At 60.9% G+C, this 15,245-nt stretch carries 18 protein-coding genes and 1 tRNA gene; 16 read left to right on the top strand and 3 right to left on the bottom strand.

Annotation, left to right across the window (positions count from 1 at the left end; genetic code table 11):
* The first annotated feature begins 3 nt into the window (after positions 1-3).
* The 12 genes from PGW49_RS08630 (at position 4) to PGW49_RS08575 (ending at position 10,888) form a co-directional block, all read left to right on the top strand.
* Positions 4-732 carry a lysophospholipid acyltransferase family protein gene (locus tag PGW49_RS08630; RefSeq protein WP_195246674.1) on the top strand — a complete coding sequence of 243 codons (729 nt, stop codon included), beginning with the start codon at positions 4-6 and terminating at the stop codon, positions 730-732.
* Positions 733-734: 2 nt separating this feature from the next.
* On the top strand, positions 735-1,634 hold the full coding sequence (locus PGW49_RS08625) for a 4-hydroxy-3-methylbut-2-enyl diphosphate reductase (RefSeq protein WP_195246675.1): 900 nt from the start codon (positions 735-737) through the stop codon (positions 1,632-1,634).
* 2 nt (positions 1,635-1,636) lie between these two features.
* Positions 1,637-3,079, top strand: coding sequence for a DUF512 domain-containing protein (locus tag PGW49_RS08620; protein ID WP_195246677.1), 1,443 nt, complete (start codon positions 1,637-1,639; stop codon positions 3,077-3,079).
* 10 nt (positions 3,080-3,089) lie between these two features.
* Positions 3,090-4,424 carry a ribosome biogenesis GTPase Der gene (gene der / locus PGW49_RS08615; RefSeq protein ID WP_270226257.1) on the top strand — a complete coding sequence of 445 codons (1,335 nt, stop codon included), beginning with the start codon at positions 3,090-3,092 and terminating at the stop codon, positions 4,422-4,424.
* Positions 4,417-5,100, top strand: a complete 684-nt coding sequence (gene plsY / locus PGW49_RS08610) for a glycerol-3-phosphate 1-O-acyltransferase PlsY (RefSeq protein WP_195235039.1) — start codon at positions 4,417-4,419, stop codon at positions 5,098-5,100. Before der ends, plsY begins: the two co-directional genes overlap by 8 nt.
* Positions 5,101-5,109: 9 nt before the next feature.
* Entirely contained in the window at positions 5,110-6,117 is a 1,008-nt protein-coding gene (locus PGW49_RS08605; RefSeq protein WP_270226256.1) for an NAD(P)H-dependent glycerol-3-phosphate dehydrogenase, read from the top strand.
* Between the two features lie 18 nt (positions 6,118-6,135).
* The gene (rpe, locus tag PGW49_RS08600) at positions 6,136-6,807 is read left to right on the top strand and encodes a ribulose-phosphate 3-epimerase (protein WP_270226255.1); all 672 of its coding nucleotides are present in this window, start codon (positions 6,136-6,138) and stop codon (positions 6,805-6,807) included.
* A 6-nt stretch (positions 6,808-6,813) separates the two neighbouring features.
* Entirely contained in the window at positions 6,814-7,992 is a 1,179-nt protein-coding gene (locus PGW49_RS08595) for a cysteine desulfurase family protein (RefSeq protein ID WP_270226254.1), read from the top strand.
* A complete protein-coding gene (locus tag PGW49_RS08590) occupies positions 7,989-8,798 on the top strand; it encodes a Nif3-like dinuclear metal center hexameric protein (protein WP_270226253.1) in 810 nt (269 codons plus the stop codon). Before PGW49_RS08595 ends, PGW49_RS08590 begins: the two co-directional genes overlap by 4 nt.
* On the top strand, positions 8,795-9,514 hold the full coding sequence (locus tag PGW49_RS08585) for a zinc ribbon domain-containing protein (protein WP_270226252.1): 720 nt from the start codon (positions 8,795-8,797) through the stop codon (positions 9,512-9,514). The genes PGW49_RS08590 and PGW49_RS08585 overlap by 4 nt, the downstream gene beginning before the upstream one ends.
* Before the next feature lie 2 nt (positions 9,515-9,516).
* Positions 9,517-10,731, top strand: coding sequence for a bifunctional phosphopantothenoylcysteine decarboxylase/phosphopantothenate--cysteine ligase CoaBC (gene coaBC / locus PGW49_RS08580; RefSeq protein ID WP_270226251.1), 1,215 nt, complete (start codon positions 9,517-9,519; stop codon positions 10,729-10,731).
* Between the two features lie 80 nt (positions 10,732-10,811).
* Positions 10,812-10,888: transfer RNA gene (locus tag PGW49_RS08575), tRNA-Pro, on the top strand.
* Between the two features lie 507 nt (positions 10,889-11,395).
* Here PGW49_RS08575 and PGW49_RS08570 read toward each other — a convergent pair.
* Positions 11,396-11,743 (bottom strand): hypothetical protein, encoded by a 348-nt coding sequence (locus tag PGW49_RS08570; RefSeq protein WP_270226250.1) that lies wholly within the window; start codon positions 11,741-11,743, stop codon positions 11,396-11,398.
* A 106-nt stretch (positions 11,744-11,849) separates the two neighbouring features.
* Between PGW49_RS08570 and PGW49_RS08565 the strand changes: the two genes are divergently transcribed.
* The 4 genes from PGW49_RS08565 (at position 11,850) to PGW49_RS08550 (ending at position 14,260) form a co-directional block, all read left to right on the top strand.
* Entirely contained in the window at positions 11,850-12,167 is a 318-nt protein-coding gene (locus tag PGW49_RS08565; RefSeq protein WP_270226249.1) for a hypothetical protein, read from the top strand.
* A gap of 216 nt (positions 12,168-12,383) precedes the next feature.
* Positions 12,384-13,016, top strand: coding sequence for a hypothetical protein (locus PGW49_RS08560; protein WP_270226248.1), 633 nt, complete (start codon positions 12,384-12,386; stop codon positions 13,014-13,016).
* Positions 13,017-13,602: 586 nt separating this feature from the next.
* Positions 13,603-13,773, top strand: coding sequence for a hypothetical protein (locus PGW49_RS08555; protein ID WP_270226247.1), 171 nt, complete (start codon positions 13,603-13,605; stop codon positions 13,771-13,773).
* A gap of 247 nt (positions 13,774-14,020) precedes the next feature.
* On the top strand, positions 14,021-14,260 hold the full coding sequence (locus tag PGW49_RS08550; protein ID WP_270226246.1) for a hypothetical protein: 240 nt from the start codon (positions 14,021-14,023) through the stop codon (positions 14,258-14,260).
* 12 nt (positions 14,261-14,272) lie between these two features.
* Here PGW49_RS08550 and PGW49_RS08545 read toward each other — a convergent pair whose 3' ends face one another.
* Both PGW49_RS08545 and PGW49_RS08540 read right to left on the bottom strand, forming a co-directional pair.
* Positions 14,273-14,491, bottom strand: coding sequence for a hypothetical protein (locus PGW49_RS08545; protein WP_270226245.1), 219 nt, complete (start codon positions 14,489-14,491; stop codon positions 14,273-14,275).
* 219 nt (positions 14,492-14,710) lie between these two features.
* Positions 14,711-15,139, bottom strand: a complete 429-nt coding sequence (locus PGW49_RS08540; protein ID WP_270226244.1) for a hypothetical protein — start codon at positions 15,137-15,139, stop codon at positions 14,711-14,713.
* Positions 15,140-15,245: the final 106 nt, after the last annotated feature.

Genomic DNA, 15,245 nt, shown 5'->3' with positions numbered 1-15,245 from the left:
CCCATGCGCCTGTTTAAGCAGACGCCCGAGGATTATTACAACGCTCCTTATGCAGAGTTCCCAGCGCTCATCCGCGGCACCGTCGTCGTAGTCATGGCTATTCTGTGGGTCTTCTCCAAGCTCATGTGGCGTTGGAAGGTCGAGGACGCTGACCTGCTGTTTGAGCGCCAGGACGGCCGCGGAAGCGTGGTCATCTGCAACCACACCTCGATGGCCGAGCTCTTGGCCGTGGAGACGGCGCTGTTCTTTGGGGGGCGCCGCATTCGTCCCATCTTTAAGTCCGAGTTCGCCAAGAGCAAGATTGTGCGCTGGGCTTTTAGCCGCGTTGGCGGCATCCCCGTGGAGCGTGGTACTGCAGATATGAAGTGCCTGCGCGCCGCCCAGCATGCGCTGCAGCGCGGCGAGGACGTTCTGATCTTCCCCGAGGGCACGCGCATCCGCTCGCGCGAGATCAAGCCCGAGGTCCACGGCGGTTTTGCGCTCATCGCTCAGATGGGCAAGGCACCTGTGAACCCGCTCGCCATTTGCGGCTGGTCCGACATCACGCCCGCGGGAAAAAAGATCATGCGTCCCAAGAAATGCTGGATCCGCGCCGGCAAGGCCGTCTCGCTTTCCGACGCACCGGCCGGGCTTAAACGCACGGAGCGCCTGGAATGGTTTGAGTCCGAGGCCATGAACCGCGTCTACGCTATGCGAGACGAGCTGTGCGCCGAGCATCCGGGCAGGTTCTAGCCATGAGCGAGAATGTGACGAACACCGCCGCGACTGCGTCCGACCAGGCAACCGCGCCTACCATCGAGATCGCCGCCCACGCCGGCACTTGCTACGGCGTACAGCGTGCGCTCGATATGGCGCTGGCGGCCGCGCCGCAGGCAGGAGAGTGCACTCAGGTCCATACCTTGGGTCCGCTCATCCATAACCCCATCGTGGTACGCGAGCTCGCTGAGGCAGGCGTTGGCTTGGCCGAAACCCTGGACGACGCAGCAACCGGCACCGTGATCATCCGCGCCCACGGCGTGGTGCCGCAGGTCATCGATGCTGCCCGCAAGCGCGGCCTCAACGTGATCGACGCCACCTGCCCTTACGTCAAGAAGGTCCACGTGGCCGCCGAGCGGCTGGTGCGCGAGGGCTATCGCGTACTCGTCGTGGGTGAGCCGGGGCATCCCGAGGTCGAGGGCATTCTGGGTCACGCCGGCGATGACGCGCAGGTCGTGAGCTGTGCCGCCGACGCCAACGCCTTGTCGCTCAAGGGCAAGGTGGGCCTCGTCGTGCAGACCACCCAGACCGCGCAGAACCTCGCCGAGGTTGTGGCTGCCATCACCCCGCGCGTGCAGGAACTACGCGTGATCAACACCATCTGCGCAGCCACGAGCGAGCGCCAGCAGGCAGCCGCCGCACTTGCTAACCGCTGCGACTGCATGGTCGTCGTGGGCGGCAAGAACTCGGGCAACACGCGCCGCCTGGCGCAGATTTGCGCAGACGCCTGCGAGCGCACGTATCACATCGAGGAAGCTTCCGAGCTCCAGGCCGCATGGTTTGCCAACGCGCGCCACATCGGCATCACTGCCGGAGCCTCCACCCCGCAAGAACACATCGAGCGCGCCGTCGAGCGCATCAAGGAGCTTTGCCGCTAACCATGGACCAGACCGTACCCGCATACGCCGCCGAGGTGGCCGATTACGGGCGCAGCCGCGACCCCGAGCCGGGTGAGGGCGCGCTCGTTAAGAATGTGCGTCCCGAATCGCCCGCATGGGATGTGGGTATCGAGCCGGGCATGCGCGTGCTCACGGTCAACGGTGAGGCGCTCACCGACATGATCGTATGGCTTTGGGAGGCCGACGACGACACCGTTGATTTGGAGGTATTCGACCCGCGCGACGGCACCGTCACCTCCGTCGAGCTCGACCGCTTCCCGGGAGAGGACTGGGGCCTTGAGTTCGATGGCCCTATCTTCGATGGCATGCGTACCTGTGTGAACGCCTGCGTGTTCTGCTTTATGACCATGCTGCCCAAGGGCGGCCGCTCAACGCTCTATATTCGCGACGACGACTACCGCCTGAGCTTTTTGCAGGGCAACTTTGTCACGCTCACGAACCTCACCGACGAGGACGTGCAAAACGTCATCCAGCGCAACATGAGTCCCATGAACGTATCGGTCCACGCCGTGAGCCCCGACGTCCGCCGTCGTATGATGGGCCGCAACGCCCAGCGAGGCATGGACGTGCTCGAGACCATCATGGCCGCCGGCATCGAGATCCACGCCCAGATCGTACTGTGCCCTGGCATGAACGACGGCGAAGAGCTGGAAAAGACCCTGCGCTTTTGCGAGGAGCACGAGCAAATCACAAGCCTGGGCATTGTGCCGCTCGGTTTTACCAAGCATCAGAACCGCTTTAGCTGGTCATACAGCGACAAGCCCGAACTGGCACGCGAGACCATTGCCATGATCCGTCCCTACCAGGACCGCGCCTTCGAGCGTTTTGGCCGCCACACCTTCCAGATGAGCGACGAGTTCTACCTGGACGCCGGCATCGATCCGCCCGAGGCAGACTTTTACGACGGTTACCCGCAGTACTACGACGGCATCGGCATGATCCGCTCGTATCTGGACGAGACGGACGATGTGCTTGCCGCCGATGCCGAGCGACTGGCCCGCGTCCGCGAGGCCATCGCCGCTCGCAGCCAGCACCTGCTGTGCCTCTCGGGCGCCAGCGCACGCGACACCGTGGCCCGCTTTGTGGAATCGCCGCAGGGGCTCGCCGGCACCGTCACGGCCATCAAGAATCGCTACTTTGGCGGCAACGTGGACGTGACCGGCCTCATCGTCGCCTGCGACATTCTGGAACAGCTGCCGCAGGACCTCTCGGGGGTTATGCTCTTTGTGCCTAAGCTCATGTTCAACGCTGACGGCATGACGCTTGACGAGTATCATCGTGACGATTTACTCGCAAGCCTTACCAGTCGCGGCGCCGAGGTTCATGTGGTGTCGACCATGCCGCATGAGCTGCTCGATACCCTGGAGCACATCCTTGGCATTGTGCCTGCCGACTCTAACACTTCCACTGACCCTACCCATTAAAGGAGTGCAGATGAAACCTATCGTCGCCGTCGTCGGACGCCCCAACGTGGGCAAGTCCACGCTCGTTAACCGCCTGGCCCAGACCTCGGACGCCATCGTCCACGAGTCCCGCGGCGTCACGCGCGACCGCTCGTACCACACGGCCGATTGGAACGGCCGCGAGTTCACCATCGTCGACACGGGCGGCATCGAACCGCTCAAGAGCGATGACGTCTTCGCCACGTCCATCCGCGACCAGGCGCTCGCCGCCGCCGAGGAGGCCGCCGTCATCCTGTTTGTGGTCGACGGCCGCACCGGCGTCACCGAAGAGGACGAGTCGGTCGCCCGCATGCTCAAGCACTCCGACAAGCCGGTCTTTCTGCTGGTAAACAAGCTCGACAACCCCGATCGCGAGAACGACAGCATCTGGGAGTTCTATTCCCTCGGCATCGGCGAGCCAACGCCGCTCTCGGCCCTGCATGGTCATGGCACGGGCGACCTGCTCGACGATATCGTGGCCCTGCTTCCCGAGGAAGAGGACGAGGTCGCCGATGAGTTCCCCGACGCGCTGAACGTCGCCATCATCGGCCGCCCCAATGCCGGTAAGTCGTCGCTGTTCAACCGCATCCTGGGCGCCGACCGCTCTATCGTGTCCAACATTGCCGGCACGACGCGCGACGCCATCGACACCGTCGTCGAGCGCAACGGCAAGCACTACCGCATGGTCGACACCGCGGGCATTCGCAAGAAGAGCACCGTGTACGAGAACATCGAGTACTACTCCATGGTCCGCGGCCTGCGCGCCATCGATCGCGCCGACGTGGCGCTGCTCGTCGTCGACGCCTCCGTGGGCGTTACCGAGCAGGACCAGAAGGTCATGGGTCTTGCCATCGAGCGCGGCTGCGCCATCGTTGTGCTGCTCAACAAGTGGGATCTGCTTGACGACGACCGTAAGCGTGAGGCCTGCATGGAGACCATCGACCGCCGTCTGGGCGTCATGGCTCCCTGGGCCCAGTACCTGCGCATCTCTGCCCTCACTGGCCGCAGCGTCGAGAAGATCTGGGCGATGGTAGACGCTGCCGAGAAGACGCGCTCGCAGAAGATTAGCACCTCACGCCTCAACACGTTCCTCACCGACCTGCGCGAGTTCGGTCATACCGTGGTGGACGGCAAGCGCCGCCTGCGTATGCACTACGTGACCCAGACGGGCGTCAACCCGCCGACGTTCACGTTCTTCGTCAACCACAGCGACCTGGTCAACGACACCTACCAGCGCTATGTGGAGAACCGTATGCGCTCGACCTTCGACTTTGCCGGCACGCCCATTCGACTCTTCTTTAGGAAGAAGGAGCAAAAGGATGCATAATCCGATTCTTCTGACCGCCATCTGCGCCGTGGTCTCGTTCTTTATCGGGGCGATTCCGTTTGGACTGATCCTGGGCCGCGTGTTCAACCACACCGACATTCGCAAGGCTGGCTCCGGCAACATCGGCACCACCAACGCACTTCGCGTGGCCGGCCCCAAGGTGGCCGCGCTCACGCTGCTGCTCGACTGCCTTAAGGGCGCCATCTGCGTCCTTATCGCGCGTCCGCTCATTGCCGACTTGGGCTATGGCTTCCCCGTGAGCATTATGGCCCCCGGTGCCGCCGGCGACTGGATGCTCGGCGTCATCTGCCTGGCAGCCGTGTGGGGGCATATCTTCTCGCCCTACCTTAACTTCCATGGCGGCAAGGGTATCGCAGTTGGTCTGGGCGTCATCCTCGCCTGGTACTGGCCTATTGGCCTGTCGCTGCTCGGCATGTTTATCGTGGCCGTCGCCATAACCAAGTACGTGTCGGTGGGCTCGCTAGCCGCTGCCATCGGTCTTCCCATCGCTGCTTGCGCGGTCTTTCCGTACAGCAGCCTGGGCCTCAAGTTCTGCATGGCGCTGATCGGAATCACCGTGGTGTGGGCCCATCGCTCGAATATCCATAAGCTCATGGCCGGTAAGGAGTCCAAGCTCTCGTTTACCAAGCGCGTCACCGAGCCCGACGATAAGTAGGAGAGAGTCATGAATGTTGCGCTGATTGGCTCCGGCTCCTGGGGAACCGCCGTCGCCGGCCTTGCCGCCGCGCGAGCCGAGCGCGTGACCATGTGGGCCCATAGCGAGCAGACGGCCGCCGGCATCAATGGCGAGCACCGCAACCCCCGCTACCTTGTGGGCTACGAGCTGCCCGGCAACGTCGTCGCCACCACGGACCTGTCGCAGGCGCTCAACGGCGCCGAGGCCATCATCTTTGCCGTGCCCTCCACGCACCTTCGCAGCGTGTGCCACCAGGCCGCGCCCTTTATCGCCGCCGATACCCCGGTGCTCTGCCTCACAAAGGGCATTGAGCCCGAGTCCGGCCTGCTCATGAGCGAGGTCATTGCCAGCGAGATCGGCAACGAGGCACGCGTGGCGGCGCTCTCGGGCCCCAACCATGCCGAGGAGATCTGCCGCGGCGGGCTTTCTGCCGCCGTCATCGCCAGCGAAGACCCGCAGATTGGGGAAACCTTTAAGGAGCTGCTGCTGTCCACGGCCTTCCGCATCTACCTGTCGCAGGATATGACCGGCGTCGAGGTATGCGGCGCCATGAAAAACGTCATCGCCATCGTGTGCGGCATCTCCGCCGGCTCGGGCGCGGGCGACAACACGCTCGCCCTCATCATGACGCGCGGCCTAGCCGAGATCAGCCGTCTGGTGCACGCCCGCGGCGGTCAAGCTATGACCTGCATGGGACTTGCCGGCATGGGCGACCTCATTGCCACCTGCACCTCGGAGCATTCGCGCAACCGTACCTTTGGCTACGAGTTTGCCCACGGCGTGTCGCTCGACGAGTACCAGACGCGCACGCATATGGTGGTGGAAGGCGCCGTCGCCGCCCGCAGCGTCAGCGAGCTCGCCCGTTCACTGGGTGTAGACATTCCGCTCACCTTTGCCGTGGAGCAAACGCTCTACAACGGTGTTACTTTGGATAGGGCGCTCGAGATTCTTACCGATCGCGTCCCCTCTCAAGAGTTCTACGGACTCACCGACTAGCGCAGAAAGGCTTCTACCATGGGTTCCATTAAAATCGCTCCGTCCGTCCTTTCGGCCGATATGGCCAACCTCAAGGGAGAGCTCGACAAGATCGCCGGCGCCGACTACGTGCACTTCGACGTCATGGACGGCCACTTTACCGGCAACCTCACCTTTGGCGTTGACATCCTCAAGGCCGTCAAGCGCTCCACCAACGTGCCGATCGATGCGCACCTCATGGTGTCGAACCCCGACGAGACGGTCGATTGGTACGCCGACGCCGGTGCCGATATGATCACGGTCCACTACGAGGCCTCCACGCACCTGCACCGCACGCTCACGCATCTACAGCAGCGCGGCGTCAAGGCCGGCGTCGTGCTCAACCCCGCCACCCCCGTGTGCGTGCTCGAGAGCATCATCGACGTTGTCGACATGGTGCTGCTCATGAGCGTGAACCCCGGCTTTGGCGGCCAGAGCTTTATTCCCGGTACCATTGCCAAACTGCACGAGCTCAAGGCCATGTGCGAGCGTCACGGCGTGTCGCCCCTGATCGAGGTCGACGGCGGTATTTCTTCCAAGAACATTGCCGATGTCGTCAAGGCCGGCGCCAACGTGCTCGTGGCCGGCTCCGCCGTATTTAAGTCCGAAGATCCCGCCGCCGAGGTTGCGCTGCTGCAAAAGCTGGGCAACGAGGCCGCACAGGAGGCATAAACCCTTATGACCGCAGGTCAAAACCGCATACCCGTGAATCTTGACTATGCCGCCTCGACGCCCATGCGCGCCGAGGCGCGCCTTGCGCAGCGTGACTACGACGAGAGCGAGCTTGCCGGCGTCAACCCCAACTCGCTGCATTCGCTCGGCCGCAAGGCTGCCGCGCGTCTGGAGGTTGCACGTCGCGAGATCGCCCGCAGCTTTGGCGCGCGCGTCCGCCCGTCCGAGATTGTACTGACCAACGGCGGCACCGAAGCCAACCAGCTGGCGCTGCTCGGTCTTGCCGAGGGCGCTCGTCAGCGCGATCGCAAGCGCGATCGTGTAATCGTTTCGGCCATCGAGCACGATTCGATTCTGGACAACCTGCCGCTGCTGCGTGCCGCCGGCTTTACCGTCGACCTCGTGCAGCCCTGCCGCGCGGGCTACGTTGAGCCTGCCACGCTTGTCGAGCTGCTCAGCGACGACGTGGCGCTCGTGAGCATTATGGTAGCCAACAACGAGACCGGCGTGGTGCAGCCCATCCGCGAGCTTGCCGCAGCTGCGCACACCGCAGGTGCCCTGTTCCACACCGATGCCATCCAGGGCTACTTGCATATTCCACTCGATGTCACCGAGCTGGGCGTCGACGCCATGTCCGTCGCAGCCCACAAGATTGGCGGTCCCGTGGCATCTGGCGCACTCTACCTTAAGAGCCGCACGCCGCTGCGCCCGCGCATCTTTGGCGGCGGACAGGAGGCCGGTCGTCGTGCCGGCACGCAAGACCTGCGAACGCAGCTCGCCTTTGCCGCTGCCGCCTCGTCTCTGACGCCCCATGTGGCTCAGGAGCGCGCGAAGCTGCAAGCCCTTTCCGACAAGCTCTACGCCACGCTTACGGCCCACCCGCGCATTCACGCCACCATGGGTGACTACGCGCAAGCCGACCGTCTGCCCGGCATGATATCGATCTACATTGACGGCATGGACTCCGAGGAACTCATCATTAAGCTCGACGCCGCCGGCTTTGAGGTTTCGGCCGGCTCGGCGTGCTCGAGCGGCAGCATGGACCCGAGCCATGTTTTAAGCGCGATGGGCATCGGTCGCGAGCAGGCATTGGGCGCACTGCGCATTTCCTTTGACGACCGCGTGAATCCGGACGATCTGGACGAGTTTGCCCAGACGCTGCTCTCGATCGTAGGCGCCGCATGATCGTCGCCGAGCTTGAGCGCGCGCTGCTGGCACGCTATCCCAAGACCAATGCCGAGAGTTGGGACCATGTAGGACTCTCCGTCGGCGACCCTGCCGCGGAGATTACCGGTGTTGCCTGCGCACTCGATGCGACCGAAGCCAATGTGCACCGCGCCTTAGAGGCCGGAGCCAACGTGCTGCTAACGCATCATCCCATCTATATCAAGGCGCCCGAGGCGTTTTGCCCGCCTGGCGCGACGCGCCCCCAATGCAGTGCGGCGCTCTACGAGGCAGCCCGTTGCGGCGTGAGCATTATCTCGCTCCACACCAACCTGGACCGCTCGCACGAGGCACGTATCTGCCTAAGTAGGCTTTTGGACGCCGCGCCCGCAAGCTCGTTGGAGCACGTGGACGACCCCGAGCCCTGCGGACTGGGCGTACTCGCGACCCTCCACGACCCCTGCAGCCTGCGCAACCTTGCCACCCGTGCTGCCACGGCCTTTGGCAGCGACCCGCGTGTGTGGGGCAAAGCTGATCGCTCGTGCCGCACCGTCGCCATTTTGGGCGGCTCCCTGGGCGACTTCGGAGAGCTCGCCATCGCCGCGGGCGCAGATGTTGTCGTGACGGGCGAGGCGGGCTACCACGTGGCGCAAGACCTTGCCTTGCGCGGGCTGCCGGTGATCTTGCTCGGCCACGACCGCTCCGAGGAGCCGTTCGTTGATATATTGATGAACTCTGCAGTTGACGCCGGGGCCGACCCCCGTCATGCGATTAAAATACTGAACCCTTGCCAATGGTGGACTGTGACAAAAGGAGAGAACTTATGAGCGCCGGCGCTACGCTACTCAAGCTGCAACAGATCGATTTGGAGCTCGCCCGCAACAAGAGCGAACTTGCCAATATGCCGGAGCTCAAGGAGCTCGCTTCCAAGCGCAAGACCTACGTTAAGCTCAAGGCCGAAATGACCAAGCTCTACGCCCAACGCAAGGACCTGGATATTGAGCTCGACGATCTCAACACCACCGAGATCCAGACCAATAACGCCATCGAGGCCGCTAAGAAGCGCCACGTTGACGGCTCTGACTACCGCGAGGTACAGGACCTGGAAAACGAGCTCGCCACCCTGGCCAAGCGCCTGGACAAGATTGAGCACACCCGCAAGGATGTCGTTGTCGCCCACAAAGAGGCGCTCGACCGCGAGACCCGCGCGCAGGCCATCATCGCCAAGTTCGAGGAGGGCGTGAAGGCCGATACCAAGGCTGCCCGCGCCAAGGCTGCCGACCTGCAGGCTCAGATTGACGCCGCCACTAAGGAGCGCACCGCGCTTGCCGCTACGCTGCCGGCCGACGTGCTCACCGACTACGAGCGTCTGCTCAAGCAGTTCCGCGGCCTGGCCGTCGAGACCATCCAGGGCAACATCCCCACGGTCTGCCACACCGCGCTGCAGGCATCGTCCATGAGCGACCTCAACCACGACGGCAGCGAGATTACGCACTGCCCGTACTGCCACCGCCTCCTGGTACTCCCGAGCAAGGAAGCCTAGCGATGACGGCGGCATCCAACAATTCAATGCAACTTGAGGGAAAAACGATCCTGCTGGGTATTACCGGCGGGATCGCCGCCTATAAGTCGTGCAATATCGTGCGCCTGCTGCAAAAGCGCGGCGCGCGCGTCAAGGTCGTTATGAGCGAGCATGCCACCGAGTTTGTGGGCCCGCTCACCTTCCGTGCGCTCACCAACGAGCCCGTTGCCGTGGGCCTGTTCGACGACCCCTCCGACCCCATCCACCACATTTCGCTGGCGCAGGAGCCCGATTTGGTGGTCGTGGCGCCCGCGACGGCCAATATCATCGCCAAGATGGCCAACGGCATCGCCGACGACCTCATCTCCACCACGCTGCTGGCAACGCCGCGACCCATCGTGATCGCACCCGCTATGAACAACGGCATGTGGAAGGCGCCGGCGACGCAGGCCAACATGGCCACGCTGCGCGACCGCGGTGTCCATGTGGTGGGACCCGGCAGCGGCTACCTTGCCTGCGGCGACGTGGACACGGGACGCATGAGCGAGCCCGAGGACATCGTCGAAGCTGTCTGCGAGGTGCTCAATCCCACGCCCCAGGACCTTGCGGGCAAGCGCATCGTAATCACCGCCGGCCCCACGCACGAGCCGATCGATCCCGTGCGCTTTATTGGCAACCGCTCTTCGGGCAAGATGGGCATCGCCCTGGCGGGGGAGGCCGCTCGTCGCGGTGCTGCGGTCACGCTCGTGTTGGGACCGACATCGCTCGATGTTCCCCGCGGCGTGGCGTGCGTACGCGTGCAGACCGCCGCAGAGATGCTCCAGGCGGCAACGAGCGCCTTCCAGACGGCCGACGTGGCCATTTGCGCCGCTGCCGTCGCCGACTACACTCCAGCGGCCCCAGCGGACCATAAGCTCAAAAAGTCCAACGAGCCCTTGGATCGCATCGAACTGGTCGAAACGGTCGATATTTTGGCCGAGCTCTCGCGCCAGAAGGGCGAGCGATGCGTGATCGGATTTGCGGCCGAGACCGATAACGTCGTGGAGTACGCCGAACGCAAATTGGCCCGCAAGGGTTGCGACGCGATCATCGCCAACGACGTCTCGCGCGCGGATTCGGGCTTTGGAACGGATACCAACAAGGCCTGGATTGTGAGCACGACGGGCACGCAAGAACTTCCTGTACTAACAAAACCCCAGCTCGCAGATACAATTTTAGACTTGCTTCAAAAATTATAAAAAAGTTCTTGCACAAGTCTAAAGTTTCGGGTTAATATACTCCCTGTTGCGAGCGAGAGCAGAGCAACAAACAAAAGCTTCGGGACGTGGCGCAGCTTGGTAGCGCACTTGACTGGGGGTCAAGGGGTCGCTGGTTCGAATCCAGTCGTCCCGACCAGAAGTTTGCAGGTCAGGCACCTAGTGCCTGACCTTTTTTGTTTTAAGCAATTGCTTAATTTTGATTAAGCAACAGGGTGCCAAAAATCTACCTACACGATAATCGCCTTTTGCGGTTACTTGCGCGTTTTGCACGTACTTGAGCCGATTTATTACCGCGATATGAATCTACATACGCGTAGCTGGTATACAGCCGAGTACAGGCTGTATTTATCGCGGCGATTTACATAGATATAGCGACTGTAACGAACAAGCGTGTCGCTGTATTTATTCCAGAACTTCACTTGATCGGTGGACAAGTGAGCGGTTGCAACGAAACGCCAAGCAGGATGGACTCCATACGAGGATGCCGCAGAGGTAATGGCAGGGGAGTGCGGCAGACGCTCTGAGAGCCGCTGTATGACCCCATTTTCCCTCAACCCGATAATCATGCTTCAAGCCGAGAATCGTTCGCACGGTTGTCAAAAGAAAGGCCCGTGCCGGGTCGCGCGGGCCTTCATCCATAAGGTTAGAAGGAGAAAGCGGGGCGGACGCAATCCGAAAACGTCGCGCCGCCGTAGTTGTTGCCCGAAGGATCGCCGTTGCCGTCGACAAAGAGGAAGTTCGCAGAGCCGCTCGGACGCACCGAGCGCTCCCACCAATGGCTGCCTATGGCAATGGCGGAGTTGCCCGAATAGTTATTCGTCACCTTGCCCTTGAAGGCCTCGTACTGGCTACCCTCGGAGGAGGTCCAGGGATAGTTGGATGCCCACCCCGTCAGGGTACTGGCCGTCCGGGTCTCCAGGGACACCGAGACGGGAGCCTGCTTCCTCCAGACAAAAATCGTCAACGTATCGACGAAACCAATCAGCCGCATAGAGTTCACGGTCGGACTCGAGGGCGAGGGAGGGGAGACGGAGACCGTCGACTTCTCGCTCCTAGATGCCGACCTGCCCGCCGGCGAGGTACTCAGGCCCAAGGCTGTGAGAATCAAGCTGTCTGTTATCACCGGCTCGCGTGCCGTGGTGACCCGAGCGGACGGCGAGATGTCCTTCGGCGACCCGATCGACATCGATAGCCCCGCGCCACTCGCGCTCAACGGGGTCGAGGAGTCGGAACGCGATGTCCTGCTCTCCGAGATGGGGGCCGATACCTTCAAATGCTCGGGCGTCCATTCCGAGCACGATGGATGGTGGCAGTGCGGCTGCGGTGCGGTGAACCTCAAGCGCGGTACCTGCTGGAACTGCGGCGCCGTGCGCGAGAAACTGGCGGACCTTGAGGATGCCGCGTTCCTGGATTAATCCAGAAGGGACAGGGTCTACAAGACGAGCGTCGCGATACTCGAGAAGGGCAACAGGAAGGAAGCTGAGGCCGCCAAGGAAAACCTCGAGAAGCTGGCCGAGCAGGGATACGGGGACTCGGGAGAGAAGGCAAGAGAGGCCGACGCGAGAATCGCGAGCCTTGCGAAAAAGCGGAAGGGGATAGCCCTCGCGGCGGTTGCAGGCATCGTCCTCCTGATGGCCCTAATCGCCATCTCGCCGCTTCCGTCCATGCTCGCCATGTGGTCTGACATGAGGGCATGCCAGGAGAAGATCCGAGACACGCCAATCGGGCAAACCATCGATTTTGGAACCTATTCTGCCGAGCTGCCAGCCTACCGAGGAACCTCTGTAGCAGGAAAACCCATCAGATGGGTCGTGCTCGACAAGCAGGACGGGAGGGCCCTCCTCGTAACAGAACAGTGCGTCGACTACTTGCCTTTCGATGAGGTGGGCGATGCCGAAGATTTTGAATCCAGCACGCTACACGGCTACCTGAACTGCAGCTTCATGGATTTCGCCTTCAGCGATGCCGAGCGGGGTCTCATCGACGGAGACGTCACGATTCTCAACTCCTTTCTCCTTTGCGAACCCGCGCTATCGGACGATTTCCGGTACGCAAAGTCAGTGAAGGACGATAAAGTTAAGGACTGGTGGACCTCTACAGTCGAGAAGTACAGCGGCAGCTCAGACTATAGTGATTTCTACTATGTCGGGCAGCCCCTAGCCAATTACGCGTGCAAGATGGGCGATATCAAATTTGGCGATGACGGGAGCGAGCAGGATGACTTGCTCGGAGTCCGTCCCGCCATCTGGGTCAAATTGAATTAGCAGTCGGTTTTCCCATCGGTTGAATTGCTAAGGCGGCTCCCGAACCATCGGGAGCCGCCTTCGTGCGTTCACTTGAACTTGTCTATTGCCATGCCTTGGGAAGGATTACGCCGGGGACGTTCTTGTTGGAGTCGCTATGCAGTGTATTCGGGCCGATGTTCTAGTCGGAACAATCCAGATGGAGACTCCGGCGTCGCTCGGACATTCCCGTTAAGTCATATACAGCACTGAAATCGCACTTGGCACCGAGACCAGTTACGTCCACATCCGCGTCCGGAACGAATCGAAGCGGCATCCCGTTTCAAAACGTATGCGTTTCACCATGAGAGAGGGATCTGTCATGAGCTGGAAACCGAGAAAATGCGTTATCGCCTTACTGACATTAAGATAATACCGTGTATGACCAATATGAACTTGAGCATATTCCGTCCGTATTCATACTGGATGATCAAGGAAACATCATCGGCTTATCCGAAGGAGAGGAAGAACCTCTTGCCTTATTAAAGAAATACGCCAAATACAACGGATATAAAGCGGAAGGAGGCGACATCGAGTAACTATCAAAGGCCAGATTAAGGAGCCAGCCATGAAGAAATGCCTGCCCTCCATCGTCTCAGCAGCTCTTTGCCTCTCCCTTGTCATGACACCATTTGTGACCGTTGCGGCAGCCTATGCCGACGAGGGATCTCCCGCCGAGAGCAGCGATATCTACGTCGGAGTCAATTACGACGAAAATTACGATATATCCCTTTTTTGAGCGCGGGCGCTGCGCGGATTCATATTCCAAGGCGTGGTGCGATTCTCACGGATCTGCAAATAGCCGCCCCGCCCCTCACAAGGTCAAGCTGAACGCGAAGGAGGAGGCTTGCCTGCGCGATCTCTAGCTTGTTGGCACCGCTGAAGTTATCGCCGGTCTCGTGACAACCGGTCCTAGCGGCGGCTTTTTTGCAACCGCAATGACATCGTACCGACTTTTCATTTGCATGTTCTGAAAGGAAGTTGCCATGTTGTCGCAAAATCAATCGAGATACTTGGACACAATCGGCTTTGCCCTGCTTGCATTACTCTTTGCTAGCGACCTTTTGCTGAAACCGCCCAAGGAACTCGTTTCGCTTGCCATAGCCTGCATTTCCGCCCTTTACTTTACGGCAACCCTATTCGTCGGACTAAAGGAGAGGAAAAAAGGCGCAGTCGTTGCATCTGCCGTAGGCGTGATCATAGCCATTGCCTCATTATTTATCTGACACATTGGTGATCTAAGGGCGATATCGTAGGAATACGACCGGGAGAGCCGGGACCAGATTGCCCGGGTTGCCCGGTCGGCTCGCGCGACGGCGCGGCGGTTCCACAGAAAGCTCTCCGGACTTCACGCCGTTTCTGATCGCATTGTAGACAGCCATCTCGTCTTCGCAGTCGGCGAGCTCGCGGTGTGCGTCGTCGTTTTGGATGTCCAGTAAATCTCGAAGGTCATCCATGCACCAGCGTCCGAGATTTGGCCATGCGCGTTGCGCGAGCTGATAAGTGTCGATTGCGATGTTGTAGTTAAAGTCCAGGCCAAAGCCGTCCCAGGCAGAACGGCTTTGTTTCCTTGATTATCAACTTCATCCGGACACTTCCCGCATTCATCCGTGTGTGTACGGATGAATGCGAGGTTCAATACCCCGGCGGCCTGATCGGCAGACCGCCGGGAACTCTCACTCCTCGATAAAAGCCGGCACTCGGTTAGTCCTGCGCATCTTGAAATCGCCAGACTCGTGGGAGACGTAGAGAATGCCGTCCATCCCGTCTCGCGATGCATATGACAGGTGAACAGAACCGCAATCCGCTCCATCATCGTCGAGAAGATCGAACGAATTCGGGTCGCTCGTTGCGGCCAAACGACCACTCAGACAAGAGCCATCGTCATTACAGATTTGCCATTCCATGTCTTCGCCTGCAAGAATCGCCATAGACGGCCTGGTCGCGCCATCGTTGACATACATCCCGTCTATGCCAAACCCATTTTCAGCGCCATCGATAAACGACTGCTCGGACCTATACCTCGCAAATGATGCACATAGCACCATTGCAAGACAAAGTACAAAGCCAACAATCGCTATCTTTGCATAGCTCTTGCCTATCATGTCATTCACCTCCCTCGTATGTATCGAGGTATTCCTGCTTGAGCGTCTGCGAGGACGACTTGATCTTTTCCACGAGCGTGCCGGCCTCGATGAAGTAGAACGAGTT

It is taken from the genome of Collinsella aerofaciens (assembly GCF_027679495.1).
Taxonomy (GTDB): Bacteria; Actinomycetota; Coriobacteriia; order Coriobacteriales; family Coriobacteriaceae; genus Collinsella; species Collinsella aerofaciens_AK.
This window is presented reverse-complemented; position numbering and strand designations above follow the sequence as displayed.

Coding starts and splice junctions, on each gene's coding strand:
- PGW49_RS08630 (WP_195246674.1), top strand. CDS start 4: ATGCGCCTGTTTAAGCAGACGCCCGAGGATTATTACAACGCTCCTTAT.
- PGW49_RS08625 (WP_195246675.1), top strand. CDS start 735: ATGAGCGAGAATGTGACGAACACCGCCGCGACTGCGTCCGACCAGGCA.
- PGW49_RS08620 (WP_195246677.1), top strand. CDS start 1,637: ATGGACCAGACCGTACCCGCATACGCCGCCGAGGTGGCCGATTACGGG.
- der (WP_270226257.1), top strand. CDS start 3,090: ATGAAACCTATCGTCGCCGTCGTCGGACGCCCCAACGTGGGCAAGTCC.
- plsY (WP_195235039.1), top strand. CDS start 4,417: ATGCATAATCCGATTCTTCTGACCGCCATCTGCGCCGTGGTCTCGTTC.
- PGW49_RS08605 (WP_270226256.1), top strand. CDS start 5,110: ATGAATGTTGCGCTGATTGGCTCCGGCTCCTGGGGAACCGCCGTCGCC.
- rpe (WP_270226255.1), top strand. CDS start 6,136: ATGGGTTCCATTAAAATCGCTCCGTCCGTCCTTTCGGCCGATATGGCC.
- PGW49_RS08595 (WP_270226254.1), top strand. CDS start 6,814: ATGACCGCAGGTCAAAACCGCATACCCGTGAATCTTGACTATGCCGCC.
- PGW49_RS08590 (WP_270226253.1), top strand. CDS start 7,989: ATGATCGTCGCCGAGCTTGAGCGCGCGCTGCTGGCACGCTATCCCAAG.
- PGW49_RS08585 (WP_270226252.1), top strand. CDS start 8,795: ATGAGCGCCGGCGCTACGCTACTCAAGCTGCAACAGATCGATTTGGAG.
- coaBC (WP_270226251.1), top strand. CDS start 9,517: ATGACGGCGGCATCCAACAATTCAATGCAACTTGAGGGAAAAACGATC.
- PGW49_RS08570 (WP_270226250.1), bottom strand. CDS start 11,743: ATGCGGCTGATTGGTTTCGTCGATACGTTGACGATTTTTGTCTGGAGG.
- PGW49_RS08560 (WP_270226248.1), top strand. CDS start 12,384: ATGGCCCTAATCGCCATCTCGCCGCTTCCGTCCATGCTCGCCATGTGG.
- PGW49_RS08555 (WP_270226247.1), top strand. CDS start 13,603: ATGAAGAAATGCCTGCCCTCCATCGTCTCAGCAGCTCTTTGCCTCTCC.
- PGW49_RS08550 (WP_270226246.1), top strand. CDS start 14,021: ATGTTGTCGCAAAATCAATCGAGATACTTGGACACAATCGGCTTTGCC.
- PGW49_RS08545 (WP_270226245.1), bottom strand. CDS start 14,491: ATGGATGACCTTCGAGATTTACTGGACATCCAAAACGACGACGCACAC.
- PGW49_RS08540 (WP_270226244.1), bottom strand. CDS start 15,139: ATGATAGGCAAGAGCTATGCAAAGATAGCGATTGTTGGCTTTGTACTT.